11 protein-coding genes are annotated in these 12,837 nt (G+C 63.3%); 9 read left to right on the top strand and 2 right to left on the bottom strand.

The window, feature by feature from the left end; all coding sequences use genetic code 11:
- Positions 1 to 9: 9 nt before the first annotated feature.
- The gene (locus AC0L2V_RS14105; RefSeq protein ID WP_473520444.1) at positions 10 to 687 is read right to left on the bottom strand and encodes a GntR family transcriptional regulator; all 678 of its coding nucleotides are present in this window, start codon (positions 685 to 687) and stop codon (positions 10 to 12) included.
- A 130-nt stretch (positions 688 to 817) separates the two neighbouring features.
- On the opposite strand from AC0L2V_RS14105, the gene AC0L2V_RS14100 reads away from it, so the two are divergent.
- Together AC0L2V_RS14100 and AC0L2V_RS14095 are read left to right on the top strand one after the other, a co-directional pair.
- Positions 818 to 1,975 carry an LLM class flavin-dependent oxidoreductase gene (locus AC0L2V_RS14100; protein ID WP_473520390.1) on the top strand — a complete coding sequence of 386 codons (1,158 nt, stop codon included), beginning with the start codon at positions 818 to 820 and terminating at the stop codon, positions 1,973 to 1,975.
- A gap of 70 nt (positions 1,976 to 2,045) precedes the next feature.
- A complete protein-coding gene (locus AC0L2V_RS14095) occupies positions 2,046 to 2,591 on the top strand; it encodes a flavin reductase family protein (protein ID WP_473520389.1) in 546 nt (181 codons plus the stop codon).
- A gap of 38 nt (positions 2,592 to 2,629) precedes the next feature.
- Here the strand turns inward: AC0L2V_RS14095 and AC0L2V_RS14090 are convergent, their stop codons facing one another.
- On the bottom strand, positions 2,630 to 3,673 hold the full coding sequence (locus AC0L2V_RS14090) for a LacI family DNA-binding transcriptional regulator (protein WP_473520388.1): 1,044 nt from the start codon (positions 3,671 to 3,673) through the stop codon (positions 2,630 to 2,632).
- Between the two features lie 119 nt (positions 3,674 to 3,792).
- Between AC0L2V_RS14090 and bglB the strand changes: the two genes are divergently transcribed.
- From bglB to AC0L2V_RS14055, 7 genes are all read left to right on the top strand, one after another.
- On the top strand, positions 3,793 to 4,881 hold the full coding sequence (gene bglB / locus AC0L2V_RS14085) for a beta-galactosidase BglB (RefSeq protein ID WP_473520387.1): 1,089 nt from the start codon (positions 3,793 to 3,795) through the stop codon (positions 4,879 to 4,881).
- Positions 4,878 to 5,714, top strand: coding sequence for a 5-dehydro-4-deoxy-D-glucuronate isomerase (kduI, locus tag AC0L2V_RS14080; RefSeq protein ID WP_473520386.1), 837 nt, complete (start codon positions 4,878 to 4,880; stop codon positions 5,712 to 5,714). The genes bglB and kduI overlap by 4 nt, the downstream gene beginning before the upstream one ends.
- The gene (locus AC0L2V_RS14075) at positions 5,711 to 8,236 is read left to right on the top strand and encodes a hypothetical protein (RefSeq protein WP_473520385.1); all 2,526 of its coding nucleotides are present in this window, start codon (positions 5,711 to 5,713) and stop codon (positions 8,234 to 8,236) included. Before kduI ends, AC0L2V_RS14075 begins: the two co-directional genes overlap by 4 nt.
- A gap of 84 nt (positions 8,237 to 8,320) precedes the next feature.
- A complete protein-coding gene (locus AC0L2V_RS14070) occupies positions 8,321 to 9,583 on the top strand; it encodes an ABC transporter substrate-binding protein (protein ID WP_473520384.1) in 1,263 nt (420 codons plus the stop codon).
- A 15-nt stretch (positions 9,584 to 9,598) separates the two neighbouring features.
- On the top strand, positions 9,599 to 10,624 hold the full coding sequence (locus tag AC0L2V_RS14065; RefSeq protein ID WP_473520383.1) for a carbohydrate ABC transporter permease: 1,026 nt from the start codon (positions 9,599 to 9,601) through the stop codon (positions 10,622 to 10,624).
- Positions 10,621 to 11,673 (top strand): carbohydrate ABC transporter permease, encoded by a 1,053-nt coding sequence (locus tag AC0L2V_RS14060; RefSeq protein WP_287073773.1) that lies wholly within the window; start codon positions 10,621 to 10,623, stop codon positions 11,671 to 11,673. Before AC0L2V_RS14065 ends, AC0L2V_RS14060 begins: the two co-directional genes overlap by 4 nt.
- Before the next feature lie 8 nt (positions 11,674 to 11,681).
- Positions 11,682 to 12,764, top strand: a complete 1,083-nt coding sequence (locus AC0L2V_RS14055) for an ABC transporter ATP-binding protein (RefSeq protein ID WP_473520382.1) — start codon at positions 11,682 to 11,684, stop codon at positions 12,762 to 12,764.
- The last annotated feature ends 73 nt before the right edge of the window (positions 12,765 to 12,837 follow it).

Here is a 12,837-nt window from a genome sequence, read left to right as displayed (position 1 = left end):
ATCAGTTCCCTATCGCAGCCGCGCGACATAGCGTGCGACGCCATGATCAAACCAGGTCCTGGAAAACTCCGCGCTGGCGCCGTCCTGCATCCAGCCGGTACGCTCGATGAAGCCGGCGGCGGCGCCCGGCGCGAGGCCGAATTCAGGCAGCGCCCATCCCGGCACCTGGCCGACCCCGACGCGGTCCTCTGCACGCAGGATCCAGATGCCGAGCGCCTTGCGGTAGTAGAGATAGAGTGAATCCGACAGTTCTTCGATAGCAACCGTCTCCGCGCGGGAACCGTCGAGCCAGATCTCCTCCAGCGCCGCCGGCTTGCCGCTGAGGCTCCGCAGCCGTCTTATTCTATGGGCCTCGCTGCTCGACCCGAACACCGGCAGGTCCATCGGTTTCGCCAGCCGATCGACTGACAGAACGCGCGCCGTCGGCAGCCCGCCTCCCTCCAGGAGTTCCAGCCGGAACATGGAATAGACACTGGCCACGTCAGGTTGCGAACGTACGTAGTTGCCGGAACCCTGGATGCGACTGAGCAAGCCCTTGCGCTCGAGATCACCGAGCGCCTTGCGCAAAGTACCGACCGCTATTCCGAGCCCCGCAGCCATGTCGCGCTCCGGCGGAAGCTTCTCGCCCTCAATCATCCGCCCGGCCGCAATCTCGCGAATCAGCATTTCGCTGACCTTTTGATGCATCGGAAGCGCATAGGCGTTTCTGGACGTGGTCACATTGTCTCCAACGCAAAATTGATACACTATTGATCTACACAAACACGAATGATATGCAACAGGGAAATCCAGTCTCTGACAACGAGGAGTGCCGACATTGACGGTCGTTCCGGTGACGTCCGCAGATCTCGATGCTGCTGAAGTGTCGTGGTTTTCCGCTTTGTGCTCCGATGATTTCCGCTATCTCGGCGTACCGGATGGCGCGCTGCGGTCGAGTTGGGAGCACTGCTCCGATATCGTCAAGACAGCCGAAGGACTGGGCTTTCGCAATATCCTGTGCCCCTCGTCCTATCAGGTCGGCCAGGATACTCTGTCCTTCGTGGCGGGCTGCGCTCCGATAACCCATTCGATCAACCTTCTCGCGGCGGTGCGTTGCGGCGAAATGCAACCGATCATGCTGGCGCGCACGCTCGCAACGCTCGACCACATGCTAAAGGGCAGATTGACTATAAACGTCATCTCTTCCGACTTTCCCGGCGAACTCGCCGACAGCCGCTTCCGCTATCAGCGTTCGCGCGAGGTCATCGAGATCCTGCGTCAGGCCTGGACGCGCGACGAAATCAACCATCAGGGCGAGGTCTACCAATTCGGGAAAGTAACCTCCGACCCCGCAAAGCCCTACCAACAGAATGGCGGGCCGCTGCTCTATTTCGGCGGCTATTCGCCCGACGCGCTCGAACTCTGCGGCGCACAGTGTGACGTGTATCTGATGTGGCCGGAGGCGAAGGACGTGTTGGCGCACCGCATGCGTGATGTTCACGAGCGTGCAGCCGCCCATGGCCGCACATTGGATTATGGCCTACGCGTCCACGTGATTGTGCGCGACACCGAAGCCGAAGCCCGCGAATATGCCGAGGAGTTGGTTTCGAAACTCGACGACGAGCAGGGCAGCGTTATCCGCGGCCGCGCACTGGACGCGACATCCCTGGGCGTCGCGCACCAGGCAAAGAACCGCGCCGGCGCCGACGCACAAGGCTATGTCGAGCGGCATCTGTGGACCGGCGTTGGCCGCGCACGCTCCGGTTGCGGCGCCGCGATCGTCGGCTCGACCGATCAAGTCATGTGTGAGATCGAGGAATACCGGAAAATGGGCATCCGCGCCTTCATCTTCTCCGGCTATCCGCATCTCGACGAGGCCATGTCCTTCGGCAAGCGCGTGCTGCCGAACATCAACACCTGCTCGCTGCCGCATGCCTATGGCCGGGTGCCGGAAATCACCCCGCCGACTCCGCTCGGAACCGGGGAGCGGCGATGATGATGATGATGCGAATGCGCCTCAACGAGATTGAAGCTTCCACCGCAGCCCTTGGCCAGGCGGGCGTCTGATGTACCACTTCCTCAACCCCGAGCAGCAACCGATGAAAAGCTTCGTGCCCGGCCCCGACCGCAAGCGCGAGTTCCGCGACGCACTCGGCCGGTTTGCGACCGGTATCACCGTCGTCACCACGATGACGCCCGATGGTCCCGTCGGCATCACCGCGAACAGCTTTGCATCGGTGTCCCTCGACCCGCCGATCGTGCTCTGGTCGATCGGCCGGCATTCGAGGCGCTTTGCCACCTTCGCAGGTTGCGAGCATTTCGCGGTTCATGTCTTGGGCGCGGAGCAGATCGAGCTGAGCCAGCGCTTCGCTCGCGTCGGTCAAGCCTTCGACGGCCTCCCGCACGACCTGAACGATGCCGGCGTGCCGCTGCTGGGTGGCTGCCTGTCGCGGTTCGAATGCATGCGGATATCCGGGCATGAGGGCGGCGACCATTTGATCGTCGTTGCCCGCGTAACTGCCGCGACGTTGCGAGACGGCGAACCTCTGCTTTTCTTCGGCGGAGGTTACGGACGCTTCGAAGACGGTTCGAACGTGACCCCATCGATGTAGTGATGGCCTGGCCCGGACAGCCGTGTGAACCATACGTCTCAGGCGCGAATCGGGCCGGTCGACTGGCGTTGCACGATATGGCAGGCGAATTCGATACGGCGCGGCGGCAGGTCCCCGCCGAGATCGGCGAGCAGCAGGTCGAGCGACGCCGCGCCGATCTCGCGCATCGGGATATGCATCGTCGTCAGCGGCGGGTTTTGGAAAGCCGCCTGCGGAAGGTCATCCATGCCCATGACCGACACGTCGGCAGGCACCTCGTAACCCGACTTCCGGATCGCCATCATCGCGCCGATAGCGAGGCTGTCGCCCGCGGCGAGCACAGCTGTGAAGTCGAGGCCGCGCGTCTCGATGCGCCGCGCGATCGCTTCGGCCGCAAGGTCCGGCAGCCAATCCGCCACCTCCACGGCCAGCTCGCCGGCCGCCAGGCCGCGCTCTCGCAGTGCATCCTGCCAGCCCTCGAAGCGGCGCTCGATCGTGCGCCGCCCGCGTCGCATCAGGAACAGGATGCGCCGGTGGCCGAGGTCGAGCAGGTGCTGCGTCGCGAGATGCGCCGCCGAGCGGTTGCATGGCGTCAGGCTCGAATGGTGCATCGCCGGGTCGTCGCCGTTTATGAGCACGATCGGCTTGCCGAAACCGCCGGTCAGCGTCAGCACCGCCTCGTCGTCAAGCGTCAGAAACAGGCAGCCGACGACGCTCTTGTCTTGCCTGGCGTCATCGAGCAGCGCGATCTGATCATCGGCGTCGGCGATCGAGCGCGGCACCAGCTCGACACCGAGAGTTTTTGCACGCTCGTTCAGTCCGTCGAGCACATAGAAGGTGAACTGGTTGCGGCCATAGTCGATCATCGCAGCGTTGCTTGCGGCGAGGATCACCTTGCGGCCGGCGATCGAAGTGGGGATCGTATAATTCAGCTTCCTGGCGGTTTCGATGATCGCCGACCGGAGGTCGCCGCGCACGCCCTTGCCGCCGGCAAGCGCCCGCGATGCCGTGCTGACGGATACGCCACAGCGCGCGGCGACGTCTTCGAGCCGCACGCGCCGGCTGGGCGTGCCGCGCTTCCCGCTTTCGACCTTGACGACCATCGGTTGTTTCCTCACCAGGCCTTCATGCTGCAAAAAAATTTCAGATTGCGCAATAAAAATTCTTGTGGCACCCATTTGCCCGACATCGCGCAAACTTGGGAGGAGTGGTGGCGTCGTCCATGAGAGATATGCGCTCAAAGCTCGACCTGCTCGTGCGCGGCATGACCGGCCTGCGCCATGACGGCCGTTTCGACGAGCCCAACCTCGACGGCACGGCCGGCGACTACATCAGCTTCGATTCCTGGGAATGGCCGCAGGGTGTAGGCCTCTACGGCCTCGTTTGCCTCTGGCGGCACAACCGCGACCCGAAACTCCTAAAGACAATCGAAGACTGGTACGAGCGCCATTTAAGGGCGGGCCTGCCGCCGATGAACATCAACACCACCGCTCCGATGATGGCGCTGGCATTGCTCTGGGGGGAGACACGCGACCCGCGCTGGGAAACGCCTCTCGGCCAATGGGCCGAAAGGCTGCTTCGCGACATGCCTCGCACGCCCGAGGGCGGGTTCCAGCACAATGTCTCAGACAAGATCAACGACGACGAATTGTGGGACGACACGTTGTTCATGGCCGGCCTGTTCCTCGCTTTCCACGGCCGCGCGGCCGGCCGGCAGGCTTGCATCGACGAGGCTGTTCGCCAGTTCCTCGTCCATGCGCGCTATCTCGCCGACCCGAAAACCGGCTTGTGGTTCCATGGCTGGACATTTGCCGGCCGACATAATTTTGCCGGCGCTCTCTGGGCCCGCGGCAACGCCTGGATCACAGTCGGCATCCTCGACCTGATCGAAAATGGCGGTGTCGGCAAGCCAGTCGAAGCCTATCTGCTCGGCGTGCTGGAAGCGCAGATCGAAGCGCTGCTGCGCCTGCAGGCGCCATCGGGAGCATGGCACACTTTGCTCGATGACCCGACCTCCTATGAGGAGATGTCGGCCACCGCCGGCATCGGCTATGGTCTCATGAAAGCTGCGCGCCTGGGCGTCGGGCCCAAGGCGTGCGGTCCGGCGGGCCGGCGCGCACTCGACGCGGTGCTGGCCAGCATCGACGAGAACGGCGTGCTCGGAAACGTTTCCTATGGCACCCGCATGGGCCATGATCTCCAGTTCTACCGCGACATCCCGATCCAGCCTACCGGCTACGGCCAGGCCCTGGCGATCCTCTGCCTCACCGAGGGGATGATCCATGCCGAAGCTGCCGAGGCAGCGGCATGACGATGCGCGTTCTCTTCGGCGCCGGTCCGAGCGACATCGATGGCTACGGGACGGAGCGGCTGCGCGCCGAGTTTCTGGTGGAGCGGCTGTTCGAGCCCGGCCGTATCGCCTTCGCTTACACCCATGTCGACCGGATGATCGTCGGCGGCGCGTGCCCAACCGGAGAGAAGCTGAGTTTCGGCGATGGCGCGGACGTCGGCACGCCGCATCTGTTCACCGCGCGCGAGATGGGCATCGCCAATCTCGGCGGCGCAGGAACGGTGAGCGTCGACCAGCAGCGCTTCGCGCTCGCCAACCGCGATGTGCTCTATGTCGGGCGCGGCGCTAAGCAAGTGACGCTCGAAAGCGACAGCGCCGCGCACCCGGCCTGGTTCTATATGAACTCGGTCCCGGCCGGCGCAGACATCAAACATCGGCTGATCACGAAATCCGAGGCGAAGCCGCTCGAACTCGGCGAGGAGCGACGCGCCAACAAGCGCACATTGCGCATGTACATTCATCCGGAAGTCGCGCCTTCCTGCCTGCTGCTGATGGGCATCACGGATCTCGCTGCGGGCAGCGTCTGGAACACCATGCCCCCTCACCTGCATGAGCGGCGCATGGAAGCCTATCTCTATTTCGATCTCGCGGCGGAAGATCGGGTAATCCATCTGATGGGACGGCCGGACAATACCCGCCATCTGATCGTGGCCAATGGCGACTGTGTCATCTCGCCGGCCTGGTCGATCCATATGGGCAGCGGAACCGGCCCCTACGCCTTCGTCTGGGGTATGACCGGCGAGAACCAGGCCTATAACGACGTGTCGCCCGTGCCCGTTGAGACGCTGCGATGAACACCGTGGAACCGATTACGCACGATCTTGCGCTGCGCCGGCCGCTCGCGCTCGGCGGCCCCGTCGTTTACTGGCTCGTCGGCACGACGTCCGAGCAGCGCTACGATGTTGCGGATCAGCCGATGCAAGGGGAGATGGATCCCTTCTTCTTCCTGACCAAGCACAAGAATTTCATCCCGCACGAATATCCCTGCCGAACCGAGTTTGCCGCCGAACGCCGCGGGAAACGGCCCAAGCCGCAGGGCGTGTTCGAGCCGGACCGTGTTTGGCTTCCGTTCGGCTCGCCGCGCGTCGACCTGTCGGGCTTCTGGTTCCGGCCGACCGTGGTCGCCACCTGGGCAAGTACCGTGCTCGACGCAGGCTCGGGCGGCCGGGCGCGGCTGCGGCTGCGCACCTGCGGCGGCGCCGTTTTGTTCGTCAACGGGATAGAGGCGGGCTGGATGGCGCCCTACGGGCGCAACCTCGAGGCTTCTCAGGATTTCGAGGTCGATCTTGTCGCCGGCGCCAACGAGATCAGCATCTGGTTCGACGATCTCGCCGAGCGTGACGCACGCTACTTCTTCCAACTCGACTATCTCCGAGGCCCAGCTGCCGAACAGGTCTTGCCCACGACCGTCAAAGGCGACGTCGCGGCGGCCATGGAAGCCGCTCTCGACGCAATGCATTTCGAGCGTCCATTTTATTCCGGCGGCGAAGTGGCGCTGGTGACGGATGTCGCGCTGCCGGTTGCGGTGGATTTAGCTGTTGTGATCGAGGGCGACTTCATGTCGATCGAGGCGCCCGTGATCTTCCGCCGCCGCATCGAAGCGGGGGCAAGACGCATCACGATCGCCGCCACGGAAGACCTTCCCGCCGACTTCCGGCATTTTGCCGTATCGCTCTCATCTTCAGGCTTTGTTGCCCGGCGGGTCTTCGGCGTCGAGATCTGTCATGCGGCGCGTCAGGGCCGCGCCCCTGCCATCCTTGCCGACAGGATCGGCGAAGCCCTGGAACAGGTCTCCAATTTGGCGGAGGCCGATACCGTGCGGGCGCTGGCGCGGCTGGCGACCGGCCGTGGCGGCGCCGAAACCGACGCCATCATTGCTGCTGCACTGCCGGCGATCGAGGATTGCCACGACTGCGCCGATTTCATCCTGGTTCCACTGCTCTGGTGCCGTCATGCCTATGGCGACAGGATTGCGGTCGATCTGCGTCACCGCATTGACGAGGCGATCCTCAATTACCGCTATTGGATGGATGAGCCGGGCAACGACGTGCAGTGGTATTTTTCCGAAAACCACGCGCTTCTGTTTCACACCGCGGCTTATCTCGGCGGCCATCTCTTGCCCGATGCCCGCTTTGTCCGCTCGGGGCGCACCGGCGCGGAGCAGTCGACCGTGGGTCTTGCCCGCGTGCGCGCCTGGCTCGATCATTTCGAGGCATGGGAAATGGCGGAATTCAACTCCGCGCCTTATTTCCCGATCGATCTCAAGGGATTGACGATTCTTTACGCGCTTGGGCCAGATGCCGATGTGCGCCGGCGTGCCGGGGCTGCGATCAACCGCCTGCTCGAGATCGTCGCCCGCTCGGCTCAGCAGGGCATGCTTACCGGCGCGCAGGGACGCTCCTACGAACACACGCTGCGCGCCGCCCGTTCGCTGGAACTTTCCGGCATTGCACGCGTGCTGTGGGGCAAAGGTTTTTATGGCATGCGCTTCCACGCCCTGCCGCAGCTTGCGCTCTGCCTGCGCGACCATGGGCTCCACGTCCCGCAAGAACTGACCGGCATCGCATGCATGGCCGGCGACGACGCGCAGGAATGGCGCTTCGCGCAGGGCCAGAACCGGATCGCCAAGCTCTACCATTACAAGACCCGCGATTACGCCATGGGAAGCGCAGCAGCCTATCGCTGGAACGAATGGGGTTATCAGGAAACGGTGCTGCACCTGCGCCTCGGCGGCAATCCCGACGCGCAGATATGGATCAACCATCCGGGCGAGACAATTCATTCGGGCTATGGCCGGCCGTCCTACTGGGGCGGCTCCGGATCTCTGCCGCGCGTGCATCAATACCGCGACCTGGCCGTTGTGCTGTTCAACTGCGCTGCCGAGCAACCCGACTTTACCCATGCCTGGTTCCCACAGAGCGCGTTCGATGAAGCGTGGGTCAAGAAAAATATCGCTTCGGCGCGCGGCGGCGATGGGCTCGCGATGCTGAAGGCCGACAGCGCCTTCGAGCTGGTCGGCCGCGGACCGACCGCTGGAAACGAGCTGCGCGTGCCGGGCCATCAAGCCGCATGGATCATCCGCTTGGGCCGGCGCCGGCAATATGCGTCGCTGGAGAAATTCGAGGCGCAGTTTTCTCAGCTCGCGCTCGGCCACGGAAAAAACGACCTTCTGCATGTCAACGACCCGGAATATGGCGACGTGCTGTTCCATCCGGATGGCCGCATAGAGGCTGAGGACCGTGTCGTCGATCCGGCCGACTGGCAGGTCACGGGCGAAGCCACGTACTTCACGGCCGACGCCATCGCAACCAGGTGAGGATCGGATCAAAAGGAGCAGGACAAGCAGCTCGGACAGCGACAATCAAGCGGTGAAGACCGCAAAAGCGGAGGAGAGTGAACCATGAGAATGAATTCGATTATCCTGGGCCTTTCGGCGGGCCTTCTGTCGTCGACCGCGTTCGCAGGCGACGTTCGCGTGATGTGGTACTCGGACGGCGTCGAGGGCGAGGTCATACAGGACCTGCTCAACCGCTTCATGAAAGACAATCCGGGCATCAACGTCATTCTCGACAATGTCGCCTACAAGGTTGTCCAGGAGCAGCTTCCGGTCGAACTCGAGGCAGGACGGGGTCCCGATATCGCCCGCGTCACCAACATCAAGGAACTCGCCGATCATTGGCTCGACCTGACGCCTGTGGTTGCCGATCCAGCATACTGGCAGACGAATTTCGGCGACCAGTTCGACTGGATGCGCCCTGACGGTTCCAAGGTCATTCCAGGCTTCATGACCCAGATCACGCTGACCGGCGGCTTCGTCAACAAGACGCTTTTCGAACAGGCCGGCGTGCCGATCCCGGCCGACACGGCAACCTGGGACGAATGGGTCGATGCCGCCGGCAACGTGCAGCAGAGCCAGCAACTCAACGCAGCCTTTGCCATCGACCGCAGCGGCCATCGTATCTCGGCGGCGAACATCTCTTATGGCGCCAACTACATCGGCGGTGATCGACTGCCGGCGCCGATTGACGCCGGCACGAAAGCCTTCGCCGAAAAGCTGGTCAATTGGGTTGCCGACGGCCGCATGAACAAGGAAATCTGGGTGTCGGCGTCGGGCACCACCTATCGCGCCGGGGCCGACGACTTCATCAATGGGCAGATTGCCTACTATTATTCGGGCAGTTGGCAGGTTGCCAACCTGGCCAGCAAGATCGGCAAGAACTTCGACTGGGTGGCGACGGGCTCGCCGTGCGGCACCGCCGCCTGCACCGGCATGCCGGGCGGCGCCGCGCTGGTCGCCGTCAAATACACCAAGAACGCCGCTGAAGTCGGCAAGGTGATGGACTTCCTGGGCCGCGAGGACATCATGCGCGAATTCACCGAGCGCACCCTGTTCCTGCCCGCACACAAGGGCGTTCTCGCCGGCAAGATCGATTACAAGACCGATGACGAGAACGTCAAGGCGTCGCTCGAAGCCTTCCTGAAGGCATCGGGCAAGATCGCGCCGAATGCCGCCGCCCTGCCAGCATGGAAATGGGGAACTCCGGTCTATGGCGCGCTGGTGACCCGCATCAGTCAGGTCATGGCCGGCGAGCTGAAGCTCGACGAGGCTTTCGTCCGCATCGACGAGGACATCAAGGCACAGGTGGCCGAGGCATCGAAGTAGCGTCGCGGCAGTGTCATGGCAGACGTCCGAAACGGCATAGCAACCCGCGCCGGCGCCATGATCCTGGCGCCGGTCGGCTGGCTTGCGAATGTTTTCGATACGCCACTGCGCATGTTGCAACGGCGCACGGGCAGCAATGGCATGGCCGTGTTTTTCCTGGCGCCGAACATGCTGGTGTTCGGCATTTTCGTGCTGTTTCCGCTGGTCATCAACATCCTCTATTCGATGACCGGTGGCGGGGCGCTGTTCCTCGGCGAGCGCACCTTCGTCGGCGCCGATCAGTATGGGCGGCTGTTCAGTTGCGGCAGCTATCTCGACCCGAAGAGCTGCACGGAGGACCTGTTCTGGATCGCGGTTTGGAACACCCTGGCCTTCGTCGTGCTGCAAGTGGCGATGATGGTCGCCGTGGCGCTTGTCACCGCACTCGTACTCAACCGTGAGTTGCGTGCGCGCAGTTTCTGGCGCGCCGTGTTCTTCTTCCCTGTGCTTTTGTCGCCGGTCGTGGTCGGTCTCATCTGGCGCTGGATCCTGCAGCGGCAGGGACTGCTCAACCTGATGGTGTTCGAGGCGGGCGGAACCCCGGTCAACTGGCTGGTGGAGCGCAACTGGGCCTTCACCGCCGCGATCATGGTGTCGGTCTGGGCCCATGTCGGCTTCTATGCGCTGATCCTTCTCGCCGGCCTTCAGGCCATTCCGAAAGACCTCTATGAGGCCGCCGAGATGGACGGCACGCGGCCCATGCGCGTCTTCTGGCGCATAACCCTGCCCTTGCTGGCGCCCAACCTCCTGGTCGTGCTGGTGCTGACACTCATCCGCGCCGTGCAGATATTCGATGAGATCTATGTGCTGACCGGCGGCGGTCCCGGGACCAGCACGCTGTTCCTCACGCAGTACATCTACGAGGTCGGCTTCGCCTCGATGCTGCGCAATCCGGGGCTAGCCTCCGCGGCCTCGATCCTCATGGGAGCGGTGCTGGTCGTGCTGACCTTGATCCAGTTGGGCATCGCAAGGCGCAACGAGCAGCGGGGCAAAATGCGATGAGCAGGGTTGCGGAATTTCTGTTCCGCCGGCGCGGCGGCGCCGGCTGGCACTGGACCGACGTTTTCACCTGGTTCTGGCTGATCGGCGGGCTGCTTGTCATGTTCGGCCCGGCGCTGTGGCTGGTCAACTCGTCGTTCAAGACGCCTGCGGCGCTGGCCGAGTTCCCGCCGACTGTTTTGCCCTATGTCACCGCCGAAGCGATCGTGGAAGGGTATGAGGAGCCGCTGCAACTCTTTGAAGTTCGCAATGACGACGGCAGCGTGCGCGTGCTCGCCGAAGTGCGCCGCCTCGGCACCGTCGCGCAGATGGTCGATCCCGCCAACCCGGGTGAGATCATACGCGTCAACATCCGCAACCGTACGCCAAAGCGCAGCATCGCCTTCGCGCTCGACAATTATGTCCAGCCTTTCCTCGCCTTTGACTTCTTCCTCTACCTGCGCAACTCGGTCTTCGTCACCGTGGTCGCCACCCTGATTACGCTGCTGACCAATTCGATGGCCGCGTTCGCTCTGTCGAAGTACAATTTTCGGGGACGCTCCGCTGTGATGATGCTCATCGTCGCGACGCTGATGGTGCCGCTCTCCGTAATTCTGGTGCCGCTCTATTCGGTCATCTCGGCAATGGGACTGTTCAATTCGCTATGGGGCGTGATCCTGCCCACAGTGGCGACGCCCACGGGCGTCTTCATGCTGCGCCAGTACATGCTGACGATCCCCGACGAGCTGATCGATGCAGCGCGCATGGACAAGGCGTCGGAATGGCAGATCTACTGGCGCATCATCCTGCCGCTGACCGCCCCGGCGCTGGCGGTACTGGCGATCTTTTCCGTGGTCTGGCGCTGGAACGACTTCCTCTGGCCACTGATCGTCTTGTCGCGCAAGGAGGTCTATACTCTGCAGGTTGGTCTCAACACCTATGCCGGCCAACTCAATGTGCAATGGCATTACATCCTGGCCATGACCGTCGTCACCATGATCCCGGTCGTGCTGGTGTTCATTTTCCTTCAGCGCTTCATCACCACCGGCATTGCCGGCTCCGGTCTGAAATAGAGGCTATCATGAGCCAGATCACACTTACCGGCGTATCGAGGGCTTTCGGCAAGGTCGGCGTGCTGCACGACATAAATCTCGACATCCTTGACGGCGAGCTGATCGTCTTCGTCGGCCCCTCCGGCTGCGGCAAGTCCACGCTGCTGCGGCTCATCGCCGGGCTTGACCGGCCGACAGGCGGCGCCATCGCGATCGACGGCAAGAACGTGACCACCGTTCCGGCCGCCGACAGGGGATTGGCGATGGTGTTCCAATCCTACGCGCTGTACCCGCACATGAGCGTGCGCCAGAACCTGGCCTTCGGACTGGAGAACGCCCGTATGGCGCGCGCCGAAATCGATGCGCGCATCGCCGAAGCCGCGCGGATGCTGGAAATCGCGCCATATCTCGACCGGCGCCCCGGCCAGCTCTCCGGCGGCCAGCGCCAGCGCGTCGCGATCGGCCGCGCCATCGTGCGCAATCCAACCGCTTTCCTGCTCGACGAGCCGCTGTCCAATCTCGACGCCGAGTTGCGCATCTCGACACGCGCCGAACTGGCCGCGCTGCACGAGCGGCTGTCGGCGACGATGGTCTATGTCACGCACGACCAGATCGAGGCGATGACGCTTGCCGACCGCATCGTCGTGCTGCGCGCCGGCCGCATCGAGCAGATCGGCACGCCGCTCGAGCTCTACAACCATCCGGCCAATCTGTTCGTCGCCGGTTTCATCGGTGCACCGCGTATGAACTTCCTGCCGGTAAAGGTGGCACCCGGGGGCACTGGCCGGTCAAGCCTCACGCTGGACGGTTCAGCCGGATTCGAGATCGACGGGAACGTCAGCGCGGCCAATGGCGACGTGACGCTCGGGCTGCGGCCACATCACATCAGCCTCGCCGATGCCGGCAAGGGAGACGTTGCGGCCCGCGTCGCGCTGGTCGAAGCCCTCGGCTCCGAGACGATCGTCCACACCAGGACAAGCGGCGGCCAGACCATGCTGGCGGTTGTCGCCGGACAATATCCGGTGGCTTCCGGCGACACGGTGGATCTGAAGTTCGATACCAGCCATCTGCATCTTTTCGATGACACCGGCCTGCGAATCGCTGTGAGTTAGAAGTTGGTTAACCCGTCTGGGATGGCGTTGGAGTGGAGAATGAATGGGCGTCCCGGCATGACTGTTTGGCGCA

It is taken from the genome of Mesorhizobium sp. WSM4814, from assembly GCF_055811595.1.
The sequence above is the reverse complement of the archived record's forward strand: the minus strand, read 5'-3'. Positions and strand labels throughout refer to the sequence as shown.